Consider the following 17,755-nt stretch of genomic DNA (forward strand, 5'->3'; position numbering starts at 1 on the left):
ACCTAAATCACGATCGGAGCCGAAAGGCCGGTGAGGCGTTTGCTGTTCCGGGAGCGAAGACGACGATGAACGAGCTGTGGCCCATTCTGGTCTATATCGGCCGGCCGAGCCTGATCGGCGGTCTGGCGCTGATCCTGCTCGCCGCGATCGGCCTGGTCGCCACGCGCCGGCATCGCGTGGCCGATCCGCGCGACCCATGGAAGATCTGGACGGCACGCGCCGCCGGCCTGCTGGCACTGCTGCCCCTGATCGCCACGCTGCTGCTGGGCCTGGGCGAACAGCTCTCGCCCGGCCTGCTGGAGCATTACGGCCGCTATCTGGTGCGCCCGGCGAAAGCACTGCCCGGCACGGTGCTGGTGGCCGCCGTGATCCTGTTCAGCCTGACCACGCGGCTGCTGCCGCCGCGGCGCAGCTGGTATGCGCTGTATGCCGTCGCCTGCATCCTGCTCGGCTTCGGCAGCAGCGTGCTGCTGATCTACGTGGCGAGCTGAGACGGCGGTCACAGCGGCAGGCACCAATGCTGCGGACAACCGGTACGGCGCCTGACATCCTGCCGTCATGGTGATGTACGCAATACCCGGCGTCGTGATCGGCGCCATCCTCACCTTCATGGTGATCGGCCTGCTACAGAGCTGGACCGACCGACGCCCCGCCCATGCGCAGCGGTGGTATCGCATCGCTGCTGTCCTTGCCTACGGTTCAGCAGCCGCGTTGCAGGCCGCGCCCTGGATGCCTGATGCGATGGCCCTGATGCACTGGTCGAACCAGGCCGTACACAAGGCGATCTATGACTCGCTCCATGTGCTGCCGGACGTGATGATCCTGGCCGGGCTGAGCGTGGTGTTTCTGGCGCCACGCCGGAACTGGCTGCATGGCCTGGTCCTAAGCCTCTGCACGCTTCTCTTGCCGCTGAATGTCATGATGGTCGCGCTGGCCGTCTACGGCAAGTGAAGGACATCAGACCGGATGCGGCAGCAGCGTGCTGCTGATCTACGTGGCGGGCTGAGCGCGCGCCGCCGTCCCCCTGCCCGCACCGTCATGCCAACGCGTCAGCGGTGGCATCCACGTCCTTGCTAGACGCGCCAAAAGAGAAAGTCGTGGATGCCACGCCAGCGTGGCATGACGATGGGAGGTGATGGAGCGCCCTTACCCCAGCAGACGCAGCAGCACGCTGGGCTGCTGGTTGGCGATGGCGAGGGCTTCGAGATTGAGCTGCTTGGCCGCCTGGCGCGACTGCAGGTTCACGCTCTCCGCCGCCAGATCGCTTTCGACCAGGGCGCCGAGCGCGCCGGTCATCGCTTCCGACAGGTTGTAGACAAAGCTACGCTGCTGGTCGATGGCGCGCTTCTGCGCCGAGACCGTCTGGGTGACATCGAGCAGGCGGTTCTCAAACGCGCGCAGGCTGGTCAGCGCCGTGGCGGTATCGGGCGGCAGGCCGCTCAGCGCTTCGGTCACATCGGTGGTCGATACTGTCACCACCGAAGGGCCGAGCAGTTCTTCCACATCGTCGTCGAGCGCATGGGTGGTGGAGTAGCTGAGCAGCGAGCCCGACACATCGGCGACGAAGGTGATCGGCGCGGCCACGCCATCGCCGCGCAGGATGTTCTTCGAGTTGTAGGTGGCCTGGCCGATATAGGTGTTGATCTGCTCGATCAGCTTGGCCACGTCGTTGCGGTAGACATCCTGCTGCGCCGGGGCCAGCGAGCCATCCGCCAGATTGGCGATCTTGGCGCGGATCGAACCCACCACCTTGTAGATGCTCTCGATCGCCGCCATCGTGACTTCGCCGAGCGCGAAGCCCGACGACAGCGAAGACTGCACCGAGGCATAGGCCTTGATCTTGCTGCGGGTATCCTGGGCGGCGGCGAAAATGGCGGCATCGTCGCTGGCATCGGCGACGCGCAAACCCGTCATCACCCGCTTGGAGGTAACGTCGAGCGCGATATTGCCGCCGCGCAGCGCCGAAAGTGCAGTTAATGCACCCGCGTTTGTGTTAACCGTATTGCCCATCGTCGGCGCCCCCTTCTGCGGGCCCTTCGTATGTATGTCCAGGGCAGGCCGGAGCCTGCGACACCGCGTTTCTCGCGGCGTATGACAATTTTTGTACCTGAGGGTTATGCCGCCCGCAATCTGAATCTTCAGCAGACGGCGCGAAACCGCAGCGCTGTTAAGGTTAATACGGCGCGGTTTTGTTAACCACACTCACAGCAGATGCTGGCGGAAGAAGCCGCTCCAGTGCGGCACGGCAATGAAGCGGTCGCCGTGATAGCCGCTGTGGTAGCCGGTGCTGACGCAGCGTGCCATCAGCGCCCGCGTATCCTGGCCTGGCATGCTGGCGCCGCTGTTCAGTTCGGTGACGCGGTCGGCCTCGACCAGCAGGTCGCATTTCGCATAATGCGGCCCGGTGGTGTTGCGCATGCGCCGGTAGGGCGCGTCGAAACTGTGGCCGACGCCGGGCAGCACGACGATGTCGGCACGGCCGCCGCGCCCGTTCATCCACGGCACGTAGCGCTCGCAGTAGCGGCTCGGCGTCTCGTCATCCTCGGCGCCGGTGACGAACAGGAAGGGCGACGCGACGTAAGCATCGCGCGTCACGTTGCGGATGCCGCAATAGCCGTAGAGCCCGACGACCGCCTCGAGCGGCTGCACCCGGAACGGCCGGCCATAGAGCCGCGTGACATTGCGGTCGACGATCTCATGCGCCCATTTCTGCACCAGCGTGATCGCCGCGCCGCCGCCCTGGGATTCGCCGATGCTGCCAATCTTCGCAAAGCCCTGCCCGCGCGCCCAGGCGGCGGCCGTCAGGCTGTCGAAGGCCATGTTGAGTTCGTTGCCGCCCTTCAGCGCAGCGGCGACGTAGTCGTTATGCGTGACACTGATGCCGCGCGGCGACCAGTGATCGATCACCAGGGCGGCGAAGCCGTCCTTGCGCAGCGCATCGGCATATTCGAACAGCCGCGAATCCAGCCCCTGCGAGCCATGGCTGACCAGCACCAGCGCCGTGGCCATGCCCTCTTTGGGCCGGAAGAGATAGCCGACACCCGGCAGGCGGTTGCAGATCACCGGCTGGCCGGTGCAGGCGACGCTGTCCCAGGTGACGCGTTCGCCGGTCTGGATGCTGGCGCGATCCGCGGTGGTGACGCAGCCGGCGAGCAGGAGGCCGAGCAACACGGCGGCGACGGAACGCATCATTTCGTCAGCACGCGCTGGACCGCCTTCTGCCAGCCCTCGTAGAGCTGGGCCCGCATCGCGGCATTCATGCGCGGCTCGAAGCGGCGCTCGCAATGCCAGCCATAGGCCACCGCATCCAGCCCGGCATAGACGTCGGTGGCCAGACCGGCGAGATAGGCGGCGCCGAGCGCCGTGGTCTCGATCACCTTCGGGCGTTCGACCGCGACATTCAGCATGTCGGCGAGGAACTGGCAGAGCCAGTCATTGGCCACCATGCCGCCATCGACACGGATGGCGGCCGGCGCCGGCGCGCCATCGGATTTCATCGCCGCGGTCAGGTCGCGGGTCTGGTAGGCCACCGATTCCAGCGTGGCGCGGGCAATATGTGCGCGTCCGGCATCGAGCGTGAGGCCAAGCAGCGCACCGCGCGCATCGGGGTCCCAGTAGGGCGCGCCCAGGCCGACAAAGGCCGGCACCAGATAGACGCCGTGGTTTTCCGGCGCGCTGGCCGCGAGTGTTGCTGTCTCGGCGGCGCTGCCGACGATGCCGAGCCCGTCGCGCAGCCATTTCACGGCGGCGCCGGCGACGAAGATCGAGCCTTCCAGCGCATAGGTGACCTTGCCGTTCAATCTGTAAGCCACCGTGGTGAGCAGGCGGTGGTTCGACTGCACGGGTTTGCTGCCTATATTGACCAGGGCGAAGCAGCCGGTGCCATAGGTGGATTTGACCATGCCGGGCTGGAAACAGGCCTGGCCGAAGGTGGCGGCCTGCTGGTCGCCGGCAATGCCGGTGATGGGGATGGCATGGCCGAGAATCTCGGTCGTGCTGGCGCCGAACAGGCCGCTGCAATCCTGCACCTTCGGCAGCAGGGCGCGCGGCACGTTGAAAACCTGCAGCAGCGTGTCGTCCCAGTCCTGTGCCGTGATGTCGAACAGCATGGTGCGCGAGGCATTGGTGGCGTCCGTCGCATGAACACCAGTCTTTCCCGGGCCGCCGGTCAGGCGGAACAGCAGAAAGGAATCGATGGTGCCGAAGCAGAGCTCGCCTTTTTCCGCCCGCGCCCGCGCACCCGGCACGTTATCCAGCAGCCAGGCGATCTTGGTGGCGGAGAAATAGCTGTCGACCAGCAGGCCGGTCTTGGCCTGGACCAGGCTGCCGACGCCATCGGCCACCTTGCGGCGGCAGACCTCGGCCGTGCGGCGATCCTGCCAGACGATGGCATGGTGGATCGGACGGCCGCTGCTGCGTTCCCAGACCACGGTGGTTTCGCGCTGGTTGGTGATGCCGATGGCCGCGATATCGGTGCCGCGCAGGCCGGCTTTCGCCACCGCCTCGCGCATCACCTGGCAAACGTCGCGCCAGATATCCTCGGCATCATGCTCGACCCAGCCATCGGCCGGGTAATGCTGCCGCAGCTCGGTCTGCGCGGTGGCGACCGGCAGACCGGCGGCATCGAAGACGATGGCGCGGCTCGATGTCGTGCCCTGGTCGATGGCGAGGACGTATTTCGACATGACCTACTCTGCGGCTGCGTCGCAGCCTTCCGCCTTGAACACGCGCTTGGTGCTGGCCGGGAATTTCGTCAGCTTGGCGGCCGGACGGATCGGCCGGCTGACCAGGTTGCCGCCGCAGTTCGGGCAGATGCCCTTCAAGGTATTGTCGGCGCAGTCACGGCAGAAGGTGCATTCGAAGGTGCAGATCATCGCGTTCTCCGCATCGGGCGCGAGATCGATGTTGCAGCATTCGCAGTTCGGGCGCAGTTCGAGCATGAGCCTAGACTCCCGGTTATTGCCCTTGGGCGGTGGCGATGGCTTTTTTCGCAATGGCGGTGATGCTGGCCCAGTCGGCCTTCTGCACCAGCTCTTTCGGTGCCAGCCACGATCCGCCGGCCGCGAAGACATTGGGCAACGCCGTGTAGCTGCGCAGGTTGGCTTCCGTAATACCCCCCGTGGGGCAGAAGCGCATGGCGGGGAACGGCCCGGCCAGGCTGCGCAAAGCGGGAATGCCGCCGCTGCTTTCGGCCGGGAAGAACTTGGCGCGGGCAAAGCCATGCTCCATCGCGCGCATCACGTCAGACGCCGTGGCCACCGCCGGCAGATAGGGCAGGCCGGTATCCTTGGCAGTGAAATACAAAGCCTCGGTGGCGCCGGGCGAGATGACGAACTGCGCGCCGGCAAGCTGCGCCGCTGCGAACTGCGCCGGATTGAGCACCGTGCCGGCGCCAACCCTGGCCTCGGGCACCTCGGCGGCGATGCGTTTGATGGCATCGAGCGCCGCGGCCGAACGGAGCGTGATTTCCAGCACGGTGACGCCGCCCGCCACCAGCGCCCGGGCCAGCGGCACGGCGGTGGCCGCGTCCTCGATGACCAGCACGGGAATCACCGGCACCTGGCCCAGAATGGCATCCAGGGCCGCGTTGCGCTCTGCACTCGTATCCGGCATGGGTCCTCCCGCTGTTTTTTAGCAGGATAGCCGGGGCCCGCGCGGGAAAGCTACTGGTTCGGGCGCGGAACCGCGATTGATTCAGGCCCGGACTTTGGTCAGGATTGCGACAGGCGAAGCTGATTGCCATCAGATGTTGGTCAAGCGAATATCGCAATCCATGAAAGCGTACATTCTCCGTTGGGTCGCCCCACTCCCATTGAGCCTCAAGCTGGCTCTCTCAGCCGTAGGATTGGCTGGGTTGTATATCCTCTTCCTGCACCCCCTCAGCGGATCGCTTGGCGGACTGGCCTTCATCCTGACGGGAGCAGCGATCCCGACTCTCTCCAGCCTTCTGCTTGCAATGGCTGTGGCCTGCCTAGTGCCGACAAGGGCCGGCAAGTTCCTCGCCTTCGTCGTCATTGCCCCCTTGGTGGGATTGAATACGACACTACTCAAGTTGCCGGCCATTCTTGTCTACAAACCCAGCGTGACCGCCGAGATCATTCGGCCGGCGCAATTCACACGCGAGGATTACTTCAATCTCTATGGTACGGCTCGCGGATATGGGCTTGCGGACGAAGATGTCTCGATCAATCCCTTTGGCCCGCTGCTGACGGTTGCCATGTTTGATATGGCGGGAAGCAGCATTCCCACCTACTTCAAGATTCCAGCTACGAACTCATTCCTGCAGCAGTTCAACAGCATGCTGCAACCCCTTAAGCGTGGTTTCGGCTCTATTCGCACACCACACCCGGTTCCCTCGCCACCGGACACCACACCGATCAGCGTGACTTATGCTTTGCAACGCAGACCGATGACTTCTCCATCCGACGCCGTTCGGTATGTCGACATCCGGATCGAAGTATATCAGGGGTATGAACGTATCGCGTTTTATGAGCAGCTGGGCGTGCCGCAGGATCCGATCGAGCGATATTACGCCAATCAGTTCTCCGGATTACGCCACATCAAATTCTACAGCTATGCGTGTGAGATGCTGTTACACGATAATCTCTGGCATTTGCTTCTCGCAAAGATCGCGCGACGCATGATTCCCGAAAGCATTGATTACTTGCAGCGCAATATTCTGCAGGACTTTCTGGACAAAGCCCTAAACTCGAAACTCCCCTGACGCTAGACCAAGGCCGGCTGCATCACGCCACGGATGTATTTGCGCACGATGGTGTCGTCGCCGGGCCAATGCCCCGGCTGCAGCGTGGTGATCTGGGCCTGGATGCAGCGCCAGAGGCCGTCTTCACGGATATAGATGTCCGTATAGGTGGTCATGCCGGTGTGTTCCACGCCGTCCTGCAGCCGCGTGCAGCGGTTGGTAGAGCAAACCAGCGCGGTGTCGCCGAAAATCTCGATACGCTCGTCGCGGTAATCCCAGTAGAGGATCACGGCGGGGTCGAAGCCGGTGGCCCAGGCGGCCAGATAGGGCGCGCGTTCGACCCGTGCGCCGCTGGAGGCGATGTAGACGAAGCGCTCGTGGATCAGCGCGTCATGCGATGCCACGTCGTTGGTGACGAAATTATGGATGAACCTGGCATTCAGGCTGCGCAGGGTGGTGAGCGGGTCGGTCGGCATGATGGTCTCCGTGTTCGATCTGCGGGGACCATGCCAAAGGCCGGTGCGGCGAAACAATGACGTCAGAGGTCAATTGGGGAGATCAATCCACGGCAGCCATCCGGCGCGCCGCCTCGGCGGTGGCGTCGTCGGCCGGGAAGAATCCTTCGATCTTGACCTGTTGTAACGTCACATCGCGTGGCATCGCGAAGGTCGTGAGCGTGACGAAGAAGGACAGCACCTCGGCGCCCAGCCGCAGGCGCATCACCGTCATAGGTCCGTCTGGCATCGGCGCATCGGCAAAGACGGCGGGCATGTCGGGATAGGCGAGCAGCTCGTCGCGCAGGCGGGCCGCGGCGCCGTTCAGGCCCTGGCTGGCCTCGCGCTGCAGCACCTGCAGGAAGGCGCCGACGAATTCGGCCCAGTTCAGCAGGAAGGGCCGCAGGCCGCCGGGATGACAGAGGATATGCATGGCATTCTGCGCCAGCGCCGGCGGCAGCGTATAGGCCTCGCGCATGGCGCCGAAGACCTTCACGGCAGCGGTGTTGCGCTGGCGGATGGTCCAGCCCTCGTCCAGCACCAGGGCCGGATAGGGTTCCTGCTGGGCCAGCATGAAATCCAGCGCGCGCTGCGCCGCCGCCAGTTCCGGCGCGGCCAGGCTGCCGGCGCTGAAGGCCGGGGCATAGCCGGCGGCGACCAGCAGCGCATTGCGCGCATCCAGCGGGATATCCAGCACATGCGAGAGCAGCGTCACCATCTCGCGGCTCGGGCGCGACTTGCCCTTTTCGAGGAAGCAGAGATGGCGGGTGGAAATGCCGGCTTCCAGCGACAGGCCGAGCTGGCTCATACGGCGCAGGCCGCGCCAGTGCCGCAGCAGGTCGGGGAAATCCGGACCGGCGGGACTGAGGCGTGCCGTGGCTGCGCTGCCGCTCATGGGGCGCATGCTAGGCCTGCGAGGTAAGCCCGACAATAACCTCTGAGGTCAATCGGGGATCAGGCAGCGGGCAGGACAGCCGGCCCGAGCGGGTCGGGGCCGTAGCGGTTGGGACCGAGGGTGCCCGGGATGAAGAACATGGCGAAGCCGAAAATCCAGCCGATGAAGGGCAGCAGCACGATCAGCAGCGCCCAGCCTGTCCAGCCGAAATCGCGGCAGCGCTGGGCGCCGACCGCCCAGGACGACACCATGATCACCAGTGTGACCAGGCCGCCGAGGATTACCAGCGCGAGGCCGGTGCCGGTGAGATCGTCCTCGGTATCACCGCCGATGGCCAGCGCGCCGATCACGCCCCACAGCACCAGCATCACCACGAAATAGGCGAGGCAGTAGAGGAAATAGGATTTGCGGTTGCGGCGGCCGGACAGCCGGAACAGGTCTTCGAAAACAGGTTTCGACATGATGTCGTTTCCTTTTTTATTTATTCCTTCAGGCCGCCGCTTTTCAGGATGAAGTCGGCGATCTCGGCCACGCCCTGCTGGGCCTTGAGATTGGCGAAGATGAAAGGCCGCTGGCCGCGCATCTTCTTGGAGTCGCGATCCATCACGCCGAGATCGGCGCCCACGAGAGGCGCCAGGTCGATCTTGTTGATCACCAAGAGGTCCGAGCGGGTGATGCCGGGGCCACCTTTACGCGGAATCTTGTCGCCGGCGGAGACGTCGATCACATAGATGGTGATATCGGCCAGTTCGGGCGAGAAGGTGGCGGCCAGGTTGTCGCCGCCGGATTCGACGAAGATGACGTCGAGGCCGGGAAACTTCTTCTGCATGTCGGCGACAGCCGCCAGGTTGATCGAGGCGTCTTCGCGGATGGCGGTATGCGGGCAGCCGCCGGTCTCGACGCCGGCGATGCGCTCGGGCGCCAGCGCATTGGCGCGGGTGAGGAATTCGGCGTCTTCCTTGGTGTAGATGTCGTTGGTGACGACGGCGATATTCCAGTCGTCGCGCAGGTGGCGACACAGCCGCTCGACCAGCGCCGTTTTGCCCGAACCGACCGGGCCGCCGATGCCAACGCGAAGAGGATTGGAAGAACTCATGAGCGGAACAGCCTCGTATACTGGGTTTCGTGCAGCATGGATGTGAGATCGACCATGGGGGCTGCCGTGCCGCAGTCTTCCAGCGCGCAGGCCAGCGCGCAAGGCACAACGGCATCGACCACCGGCATCAGGGCGTTCAGCGCGCGCTGGCCATCGGTCTGGCCCAGCGGGATCAGGCGCACCGCGGCCGAGACCAGGTTGGCGGCAAAGGCGTGCAGATAGGCGGCCAGCACGGTGGCAATGTCGAGGCCGTGCGCGGCAGCGGCAACGCCGATGACGATGCAGAGCGGCGTCGGTTTCTCGCTGCGCAGCTGCGCAAAGGCATCGAGGGCGGGATGGCCCCAGGCGGCGCGGGTGACGCTCAGGAACGAGCCGCCCTGCTGGCCGCTTTCCAGCGCCATCTCCACCGTGCCGCGCCAGGCGGCGGCCAGGTCGCAGAGGTCGTCGAGCTTTGCCGCGTCATCGGCCGCCGCATGGGCTTCCTTCAGCAACACGGCATCGACCCAGCCGGCACCATGGCGCAGGATATGGCCGATCCACTGCGAAAGATCGGCGGCGGTTTTGATGCGGCCGGTCTCGACCGCGTATTCGAGTCCGTGGCTGTAGGAAAAGGCGCCGATCGGATAGCTCGGCGAGAACCAGGCCAGCAGCCGGTAAAGCTCAGTGCTTGTGGTCATGGTCGTGGTGGTGATCATGACTGTGATGGCCGTCGCCATGATCATGATCGTGCGCGTGGTCATGACCGTGATCGTGGCTGTGGCCATGCCCGTGGTCATGACTGTGGCTGTGACCACCGGCCTGTTCGCCGCCCTTGCCGTAGCGCGAGCCCAGACCGTAAGGATGCGAGGGATCGTGATTGTGCTGGCCGTAGGCGCCGCCTTCGGGATCGAAGGGCGCATCGACCGCCTGCACCGAGGCACCGAGGCCCTTCAGCATCTCGACGATGACATGGTCGTCGCGAATCAGGATGCAGTCCGCTTTAATTTCTGCAGGAAGATGGCGGTTGCCCAGATGCCAGGCGAGCCGCGCCAGCAGCTCGGGCGTCGGCGCCGAGACTTCGATCAGCTGTTCGGGCGCCGCCCGCACCTCGATATAGCCGCCGGTCTCCAGCTTCAGTCCGTCGCCATGGCGCAGCACTGTGGCCTCGGCCAGATCGAGCAGGAAGGCCGTGCCGTCATCGGCGGTGAGACGGATGCGGCGGCGATGACGGTCGTGATGCGCCAAGGTGACCGTGGCGCGGCGCTCGGATGCGGGCCACTTGGTCGCGGGGATGACGTCATGTGATTTCAGCACTGCTTCTCTCCCTCGTCATGCCCGCGAAAGCGGGCATCCAGTCTTTCTGCGATTCTGGGTCCCCGCTTTCGCGGGGACGACGACACAAAACATCAGAACAGGAAATACCGCTGCGCCATGGCGAGTTCCTTGGCCGGCTCGCAGGTCAGCAGCTTGCCGTCGGCGCGCACCACATAGGTCTCGGTATCGACCTCGATCACCGGCATATAGGCGTTATGCACCATGTCCTTCTTGGTCACCTTGCGCGTGCCCTTCACCGCCACCAGCGGCCGCTGCAGACCGAAGGCCTGCGCGATGCCGGCCTCGATGCCGGCCTGGCTGACGAAGGTGAGGCTCGACTGCACCATGTTGCGGCCGAAGCTGGCGAACATCGGGCGGTAATGCACCGGCTGTGGCGTCGGGATCGAGGCATTGGGATCGCCCATCGGGGCGGCGGCGATGCTGCCGCCCTTCAGGATCATATCGGGCTTCACGCCGAAGAAGGCCGGCGACCAGATCACCAGATCGGCGAACTTGCCGACTTCCACCGAGCCGATCTCATGCGCCACGCCATGGGAGAGCGCCGGATTGATGGTGTATTTGGCGATGTAGCGCTTGGCGCGCACATTGTCGTTGTCGCCTTTTTCTTCCGGCAGACGGCCGCGCTGCTTCTTCATCTTGTCGGCGGTCTGCCAGGTGCGGATGATCACCTCGCCCACCCGGCCCATGGCCTGGCTGTCCGACGACATCATCGAAAACGCGCCGAGATCGTGCAGGATATCTTCGGCCGCAATGGTCTCGCGGCGGATGCGGCTGTCGGCGAAGGCCACGTCTTCCGGGATGCGCTGGTCGAGATGATGGCAGACCATCAGCATGTCGAGATGCTCGTCCACGGTATTGACCGTGTAGGGCATGGTCGGGTTGGTCGAGCTGGGCAGCACATTGGCCAGCCCCGCCACCTTGATGATATCGGGGGCATGGCCGCCGCCCGCACCTTCGGTATGGAAGGCATGGATGGTGCGGTGCTTGAAAGCAGCAATCGTGTCTTCGACGAAGCCGCTTTCGTTCAGCGTGTCGGTATGGATCGCCACCTGCACGTCGTATTCGTCGGCCACGGTCAGGCAGTTGTCGATGGCGGCCGGCGTGGTGCCCCAGTCCTCATGTAGTTTAAGGCCGCAGACACCGGCGCGGATCTGTTCGACCAGGCCGTCCGGCTTGGCCGCATTGCCCTTGCCGAGCAGGCCGATATTCATGGGGAAGGCTTCGGCCGCCTGCAGCATGCGCATGATATGGAAGGGCCCGGGCGTGCAGGTGGTGGCCGAGGTGCCGGCCGCCGGGCCGGTGCCGCCGCCCATCATGGTGGTGACGCCGGAATAGAGCGCTTCCTCGATCTGCTGCGGGCAGATGAAATGGATATGCGCGTCAAAACCGCCGGCGGTGATGATCTTGCCTTCGCCGGCAATGGCTTCGGTGCCCGGGCCGATGATGATATCGATGCCGGACTGGATATCGGGATTGCCGGCCTTGCCGATGGCCGCGATACGCCCGTTCTTGAGGCCGATATCGGCCTTCACGATGCCCCAGTGATCGAGGATCAGCGCATTGGTGATGACCGTATCCACCGCGCCGGCCGCATTGGTGACCTGGCTCTGGCCCATGCCGTCGCGGATCACCTTGCCGCCGCCGAATTTCACTTCTTCGCCATAGAGCGGCGTGTTCGCCGAGTAACCACCCTGCCCGGCCTTCGCCGTCGGCGGCATCGAGGTGAAGTCCTTTTCCACCTCGATGATGATGTCGGTATCGGCGAGCCGCACCTTGTCGCCCACGGTGGGGCCGTACATGCCGGCATAGGCCTTGCGGGGAATGCGGTTGGTCATCTCTCCATCCCCTCTTACAGCTTGCCCATGATATCGGCGCGGAAGCCGTAGACCTCGCGCTTGCCGGCGAAGCTGACCAGCGTCACCTGCCGGGTCTGGCCGGGCTCGAAACGCACGGCGGTGCCAGCGGCGATGTTGAGCCGCATGCCGCGGGCTTTGTCGCGGTCGAATTTCAGCGCCGGATTGGTCTCGAAGAAATGGTAATGGCTGCCGACCTGGATCGGCCGGTCGCCGGTATTGGCGATCTCCAGCGTGACCGTGGGCCGGCCGGCATTCAGTTCGATCTCGCCAGGTGCCGTGATGATTTCGCCGGGGATCATGGGCGCGCGCCTTTCCGTCAGCGGATCGGGTTATGCACGGTCACCAGCTTGGTGCCGTCGGGGAAGGTGGCTTCCACCTGGATCTCGTGGATCATCTCGGCAATGCCGTCCATCACCTGCGCGCGGGTGATGACGGTGGCGCCGGCCTGCATCAGATCGGCCACCGAGCGGCCGTCGCGGGCGCCTTCCACCACATAATCGGTGATCAGGGCCACGGCTTCGGGGTGGTTGAGCTTGACGCCGCGCTCCAGGCGCCGGCGGGCGACGGTGGCCGCCATGGCGACCAGCAGTTTGTCCTTTTCGCGGGGCGTCAGATTCATGACAGCTCCCCTCCCCTCAAAACCAGATGGCGATGTCAGACGGTAAGATAGCGGCGGACGTCGTCTGCATCCAGTCTTGCGGCATCACCCTCCACCACGACTTCACCGCGCTGCAGCAGGATGAAGCGGTCGGTGAGCGCCTTGGCGAAGTCGAAATACTGCTCGACCAGCACGATGGCCATGGTGCCGCGATTGGCCAGTTCACGGATGACCCGGCCGATATCCTTGATGATCGAAGGCTGGATGCCCTCGGTCGGTTCGTCCAGCAGCAGCAGCCGGGGCCGCGTGACCAAGGCCCGCGCGATCGCCAGCTGCTGCTGCTGTCCCCCCGAAAGGTCGCCGCCGCGCCGGTTGCGCATCTCGTGCAGCACCGGGAACAGCGCAAAAATCTCGTCCTCGATCCGGCGTTCGGCTCTGGGGAGCGGCGCCATGCCGGTCTGCAGATTCTCGTAGACGCTGAGACGGGCGAAAATCTCGCGGCCCTGCGGCACCATGGCGATGCCACGCCGGGCCCGCTCATGAGGCTTGAGCGCGGTGATGTCCTGGCCTTCCCAGATCACCTTGCCCGAGCGCACCGTCTGCAAGCCGACCAGCGCCCGCATCAGCGAGGTCTTGCCGACGCCGTTGCGGCCGAGCACGCAGGTGATCTTGCCGGGTTCGGCACTGACGCCGACATCGCGCAGGGCGTGGCTGGCGCCGTAATAGAGATTGAGGTTTTCCGCCTGCAGCATGCTCTAGCGTCCCAGATAGACTTCGATGACGCGCGGATCGTTCTGCACATGATCGACCGTGCCTTCCGACAGCACGCTGCCCTCATGCAGCACGGTGACCTTGGCGCCGAGATCGCGCACGAATTCCATGTCGTGCTCAACCACCACCAGGGTGCGCTCGCCCTTCAGCGTCAGGATCAGTTCGGCGGTCTGCTTGGTTTCGGCATCGGTCATGCCAGCGACCGGTTCATCAAGCAGAATGAGCTGGGTGTCCTGCACCAGCAGCATGCCGATTTCCAGCCACTGCTTCTGGCCATGGCTGAGCGCGCCGGCCTGGTCGCGGATCTTGGTTTCCAGGCCCACCGTGTGCAGGGCCCAGGCGATGCGGTCGAGCGCCTCAGCATTCAATCGACCGAGCAGGGTCTTCCAGGCGCCGCGCGCCGATTTCAGCGCCAGCTCGAAATTCTCGAACACGGTCAGGTTCTCGAACACCGTCGGTTTCTGGAACTTGCGGCCGATGCCGAGATTGGCGATCTCGACTTCATCGAGTTTCGTAAGATCGACGCGGCCGGCAAACAGCACCTCGCCCGAGTCAGGCTTGGTCTTGCCGGTGATGATATCCATCATCGTGGTCTTGCCGGCACCATTGGGGCCGATGATCGTACGCAGCTCTCCAGGGGCAACCATCAGCGCGAGGTTGTTGATGGCGCGGAAGCCATCGAAGGAGACGGAAACGCCATCCAGATAGAGCTGGGTATCGGAGACGCGCGGGCGGTCGACCACGGCGGGCGCCATGCCGGCGGTGGCCTGTTCGATCAGTGGCGAGGGGGGCGGCATGGCAGGACGCATCATTCACCTGCCTTTTCGGCCACGGGCGCTTTTTCATTCAGGGCATAGGCGCGTTTTTCGTCGCGCCAGGCCTTCCACTGGCCAAGCAGGCCGACAATGCCCTTGGGGAAGAGCAGCGTGCTGGCGATGAACAGGCCGCCGAGCACGAAGAGCCAGAGTTCGGGCGCCGCGCCGGTCAGCCAGGTCTTGACCAGGTTGACCACCACGCCGCCGAGGATGGCGCCATAGAGCGTGCCGCGGCCGCCGACCGCCACCCAGATGGCGATCTCGATGGAATTGGCCGGCGAGAATTCGCTCGGGTTGATGATGCCGACCTGCGGGACATAGAGCGCGCCGGCAATGCCGGCCAGCAGCGCCGAGAGCACGAAGGCGAAGAGCTTGGCGGATGTTGGCGAATAGCCGAGGAAGCGCACGCGGCTTTCGGCATCGCGCACCGCCAGCAGCACGCGGCCGAGCTTGGACAGCGTGACAAACCGGCAGAGCAGGAAACACAGGCCCAGCACGATAATCGAGATGACATAGAGCCCGATGCGGGTGGAGGCGGCCTGGATCGGGAAGCCGAGGATATCCTTGAAATCGGTGAGGCCGTTATTGCCGCCGAAGCCCATGTCGTTGCGGAAGAAGGCCAGCAGCAGGGCGAAGGTCATCGCCTGGGTGACGATGGAGATATAGACGCCGGTGACGCGGCTGCGGAAGGCGAACCAGCCCAGCACCAGCGCCAGGATGCCAGGCGCCAGCAGCACCATCAGCATGGCGAAGGGGAAGCTGTCGAAGCCCTGCCAGTACCAGGGCAGTTCCTTCCAGTTCAGGAAGACCATGAAATCGGGCAGCGTGGCATTGCCATAGACGCCGCGGGTGCCGATCTGGCGCATCAGGTACATGCCCATGGCATAGCCGCCGAGCGCGAAGAAGGCGCCATGACCGAGGCTGAGGATGCCGGCATAACCCCAGACCAGATCGAGGCTGAGCGCCAGGATGGCGTAGCAGGCGTATTTGCCGAGCAGCGGAATCAGGTAATCCGGCAGCTGCGCGAAACTGCCGCGGCCCGGCAGGATATTGAGCAGCGGCACGACCACGATCAGCACGAAGCCAATGGCGAGGAAGGCGGCCCAGCCGGTGCGGCTGAGCAGCGGCCGCGGCTTGGCGAGAGTCTTCAGGTCCTCAAGCCCATTCTGCGGATTAAGCATCGGCGGAGCGCCCCTTCGCCGCGAAGAGTCCGCGCGGGCGTTTCTGGATGAAGAGAATGATGCAGACCAGCACCACCACCTTGCCCAGCACCGCACCGGCGACGGGTTCGAGGATCTTGTTGACCACGCCGAGCGTCAGCGCGCCGACCAGGGTGCCCATCAGGCTGCCGACGCCGCCAAAGACGACGACCAGGAAGCTGTCGACGATGTAGATGGTGCCGAGATTGGGCGACACGTTGCCGATCTGGCTGAGCGCCACACCGGCCATGCCGGCGATGCCCGACCCCAGGGCAAAGGTGAGCGCATCGACGCGGGCCGTCGGAATGCCCATCACCGCGGCCATCTGGCGGTTTTGCGTGACGGCACGCATATGCAGGCCGAAGCTGGTGCGCTTGAGGATCAGCGCGATCAGGCCGAGCACGGCGAAGCAGAAGATGATGATGTAGACGCGGTTCCAGGTGACGGCGAGGCCGCCGGCCACATCGATGGCGCCGGTCATCCAGCTGGGATTGGCGACCTCCTTGTTGGTGGCACCGAAGATGCTGCGCACCGCCTGTTGCAGGCAGAGGCTGACGCCCCAGGTGGCCAGCATGGTTTCCAGCGGCCGGCCATAGAGCCAGCGGATGATGCCGCGCTCGATGGCGATGCCGACGAGGGCAGCGACCAGGAAGGCGACCGGCAGCGCGGCCAGCAGATAGGCGCCGATCCACGAGGGCGGCAGCAGGGCGCGGAAGATTTCCTGCGTCACATAAGCCGAATAGGCACCCAGCATGATCATTTCGCCATGGGCCATGTTGATGATGCCCATGACGCCGAAGGTGATGGCGAGGCCGACGGCGGCCAGCAGCAGCACCGAGCCCAGCGAGATGCCCTGCACGAAATTCTCCGCATAGGAGAACAGCGTGATCTTGGTCTGCATGGTGTCGAAAGCCTTGGTCAGCGCGGCCTTCACTTCCGTATCGGTTTCCTGGTTGAGGCGGGCCTGCAGCAGCGAGCGCACCCGCAGCTCGGCGGTGCCGCTCATGGTCTGGATGGCCAGGATGCGCTTGGACTTGTCAGGGTCGCTCAACTCGGTGGCGGCCAGCGACAGCGCCATCGCCGATTTGACGCTGGCATTCTGTTCCTTGGCATAGGCCTCGCGCAGCAGCGCCACGGCTTCCGGCGCCGGACTGTCGAGCAGGGCTGCCGCCGCCGAGCGGCGCACGGCCGGATCGCTGCTGGCCAGACCCAGGCGGCCGATGGCTTCGCGCAGCGTGTTGCGCAGGTTGTTGTTGACGAACAGCGGATCGAGCGTCGCCGGCGCCACAATGCCCAGCTTCTCGCCGGTGACGGCATCGGTGAGCGCGATATCGTTGCCGCTGGCGCTGCCGATCACCAGCAGGCCGTCGGATTTGCGGGTGAACAGGCGGCCATCGGCCAGCGCCTGGAAGGCCGGCACGGCGCGGGCATCGCCCAGCGCGCTCAACGCTGCAATCGCCTTGGCCTTGTCGGCGAAGCTGTCGGCCTTAAGGCCATTCACGGCGGTGGCGAAATCGACCGGGCCGGATGCCTGCGCATCACCGGCGGCCGCGGCCAGCAGCGACTTGGCATCGTCGGGCAGGGCGATGGCCTGCAGGTCTTCGGGTTTCAGCATGTCTTCGACATCGCCGGTGGCGGCATTGGTGACGACGATCATGTCGCCATCCTTTTCGCCGATCACCACCGCATTGTCGGAGATGCGGAGATAGAGGTTGCCGGCAGCCAGCGCGGCGAGCGCCGCCTTGGCCTTGTCATCGTCGCTGGCGGTCAGCGCCGCAATGGCGGGCTTGGGGTCGGCCTCGGTCAGGCCGCTGAGCGTGGTTGTCAGATCCTGGGCGGCCGCAGGGCGCATCGCCAGCAGGGTCAGCATCAACGCGACCATCAGAATAGGCAGAAAGCGGGTCATTTTTACGATGGCCTGAACGATGACGGGACGGATTGTTTTTGATTGGGCGCTCCAAATCCCTCCCCTCGCATTGCGGCGAAGGGAGGGACCGGATGCCATGCGTTACGC

General features: G+C 64.8%; 21 protein-coding genes. 3 read left to right on the plus strand and 18 right to left on the minus strand.

The genetic code is table 11. The annotated features are described in order from the left end of the window. The first annotated feature begins 65 nt into the window (after positions 1–65). The gene (locus AC1ROB_RS19420; protein ID WP_492969461.1) at positions 66–491 is read left to right on the plus strand and encodes a hypothetical protein; all 426 of its coding nucleotides are present in this window, start codon (positions 66–68) and stop codon (positions 489–491) included. A gap of 67 nt (positions 492–558) precedes the next feature. Next, the gene (locus tag AC1ROB_RS19425; protein WP_492969460.1) at positions 559–951 is read left to right on the plus strand and encodes a hypothetical protein; all 393 of its coding nucleotides are present in this window, start codon (positions 559–561) and stop codon (positions 949–951) included. Between the two features lie 195 nt (positions 952–1,146). Here AC1ROB_RS19425 and AC1ROB_RS19430 read toward each other — a convergent pair whose 3' ends face one another. From AC1ROB_RS19430 to eda, 5 genes are all read right to left on the minus strand, one after another. After that, on the minus strand, positions 1,147–2,010 hold the full coding sequence (locus AC1ROB_RS19430; protein ID WP_492969459.1) for a flagellin: 864 nt from the start codon (positions 2,008–2,010) through the stop codon (positions 1,147–1,149). Positions 2,011–2,202: 192 nt separating this feature from the next. Further along, positions 2,203–3,192: a dienelactone hydrolase family protein gene (locus AC1ROB_RS19435; RefSeq protein ID WP_492969458.1), complete on the minus strand. Its 990-nt coding sequence runs from the start codon at positions 3,190–3,192 to the stop codon at positions 2,203–2,205. Continuing rightward, the gene (gene glpK, locus AC1ROB_RS19440; protein ID WP_492969457.1) at positions 3,189–4,685 is read right to left on the minus strand and encodes a glycerol kinase GlpK; all 1,497 of its coding nucleotides are present in this window, start codon (positions 4,683–4,685) and stop codon (positions 3,189–3,191) included. Before glpK ends, AC1ROB_RS19435 begins: the two co-directional genes overlap by 4 nt. 3 nt (positions 4,686–4,688) lie before the next feature. Then, positions 4,689–4,940: a DUF1272 domain-containing protein gene (locus AC1ROB_RS19445; RefSeq protein WP_492969456.1), complete on the minus strand. Its 252-nt coding sequence runs from the start codon at positions 4,938–4,940 to the stop codon at positions 4,689–4,691. Positions 4,941–4,956: 16 nt separating this feature from the next. Further along, entirely contained in the window at positions 4,957–5,613 is a 657-nt protein-coding gene (eda, locus tag AC1ROB_RS19450) for a bifunctional 4-hydroxy-2-oxoglutarate aldolase/2-dehydro-3-deoxy-phosphogluconate aldolase (RefSeq protein ID WP_492969455.1), read from the minus strand. A 241-nt stretch (positions 5,614–5,854) separates the two neighbouring features. Here eda and AC1ROB_RS19455 point away from each other — a divergent pair, with 241 nt between their 5' ends. Further along, positions 5,855–6,724: a hypothetical protein gene (locus tag AC1ROB_RS19455; RefSeq protein ID WP_492969454.1), complete on the plus strand. Its 870-nt coding sequence runs from the start codon at positions 5,855–5,857 to the stop codon at positions 6,722–6,724. A 2-nt stretch (positions 6,725–6,726) separates the two neighbouring features. Here AC1ROB_RS19455 and AC1ROB_RS19460 read toward each other — a convergent pair whose 3' ends face one another. The 13 genes from AC1ROB_RS19460 to urtB all read right to left on the minus strand — a co-directional run bounded on the left by AC1ROB_RS19460 (position 6,727) and on the right by urtB (position 17,647). Next, on the minus strand, positions 6,727–7,179 hold the full coding sequence (locus AC1ROB_RS19460) for a nuclear transport factor 2 family protein (RefSeq protein ID WP_492969453.1): 453 nt from the start codon (positions 7,177–7,179) through the stop codon (positions 6,727–6,729). Positions 7,180–7,261: 82 nt separating this feature from the next. Next, entirely contained in the window at positions 7,262–8,092 is an 831-nt protein-coding gene (locus tag AC1ROB_RS19465) for a helix-turn-helix domain-containing protein (RefSeq protein WP_492969452.1), read from the minus strand. Positions 8,093–8,151: 59 nt separating this feature from the next. Continuing rightward, positions 8,152–8,553 carry a DUF805 domain-containing protein gene (locus AC1ROB_RS19470; protein WP_492969451.1) on the minus strand — a complete coding sequence of 134 codons (402 nt, stop codon included), beginning with the start codon at positions 8,551–8,553 and terminating at the stop codon, positions 8,152–8,154. Between the two features lie 20 nt (positions 8,554–8,573). Further along, a complete protein-coding gene (gene ureG / locus AC1ROB_RS19475; protein WP_492969450.1) occupies positions 8,574–9,188 on the minus strand; it encodes an urease accessory protein UreG in 615 nt (204 codons plus the stop codon). After that, positions 9,185–9,928 (minus strand): urease accessory protein UreF, encoded by a 744-nt coding sequence (locus AC1ROB_RS19480; RefSeq protein WP_492969449.1) that lies wholly within the window; start codon positions 9,926–9,928, stop codon positions 9,185–9,187. Before AC1ROB_RS19480 ends, ureG begins: the two co-directional genes overlap by 4 nt. After that, on the minus strand, positions 9,849–10,481 hold the full coding sequence (locus tag AC1ROB_RS19485; RefSeq protein ID WP_492969448.1) for an urease accessory protein UreE: 633 nt from the start codon (positions 10,479–10,481) through the stop codon (positions 9,849–9,851). The genes AC1ROB_RS19480 and AC1ROB_RS19485 overlap by 80 nt, the downstream gene beginning before the upstream one ends. A 92-nt stretch (positions 10,482–10,573) precedes the next feature. Beyond that, positions 10,574–12,337: an urease subunit alpha gene (gene ureC, locus AC1ROB_RS19490; protein WP_492969447.1), complete on the minus strand. Its 1,764-nt coding sequence runs from the start codon at positions 12,335–12,337 to the stop codon at positions 10,574–10,576. A gap of 14 nt (positions 12,338–12,351) precedes the next feature. Beyond that, a complete protein-coding gene (locus tag AC1ROB_RS19495; protein ID WP_492969446.1) occupies positions 12,352–12,657 on the minus strand; it encodes an urease subunit beta in 306 nt (101 codons plus the stop codon). A gap of 17 nt (positions 12,658–12,674) precedes the next feature. After that, positions 12,675–12,977 carry an urease subunit gamma gene (locus AC1ROB_RS19500; protein ID WP_492969445.1) on the minus strand — a complete coding sequence of 101 codons (303 nt, stop codon included), beginning with the start codon at positions 12,975–12,977 and terminating at the stop codon, positions 12,675–12,677. 35 nt (positions 12,978–13,012) lie between these two features. Continuing rightward, positions 13,013–13,708 (minus strand): urea ABC transporter ATP-binding subunit UrtE, encoded by a 696-nt coding sequence (gene urtE / locus AC1ROB_RS19505; protein ID WP_492969444.1) that lies wholly within the window; start codon positions 13,706–13,708, stop codon positions 13,013–13,015. Positions 13,709–13,711: 3 nt separating this feature from the next. After that, the gene (urtD, locus tag AC1ROB_RS19510; protein ID WP_492970752.1) at positions 13,712–14,482 is read right to left on the minus strand and encodes an urea ABC transporter ATP-binding protein UrtD; all 771 of its coding nucleotides are present in this window, start codon (positions 14,480–14,482) and stop codon (positions 13,712–13,714) included. A 53-nt stretch (positions 14,483–14,535) separates the two neighbouring features. Then, entirely contained in the window at positions 14,536–15,723 is a 1,188-nt protein-coding gene (gene urtC / locus AC1ROB_RS19515) for an urea ABC transporter permease subunit UrtC (protein ID WP_492969443.1), read from the minus strand. After that, entirely contained in the window at positions 15,716–17,647 is a 1,932-nt protein-coding gene (urtB, locus tag AC1ROB_RS19520) for an urea ABC transporter permease subunit UrtB (RefSeq protein WP_492969442.1), read from the minus strand. The genes urtC and urtB overlap by 8 nt, the downstream gene beginning before the upstream one ends. Positions 17,648–17,755 lie beyond the last annotated feature (108 nt).

The sequence above is a fragment of the Ferrovibrio sp. GW821-FHT12F09 genome, assembly GCF_058806775.1.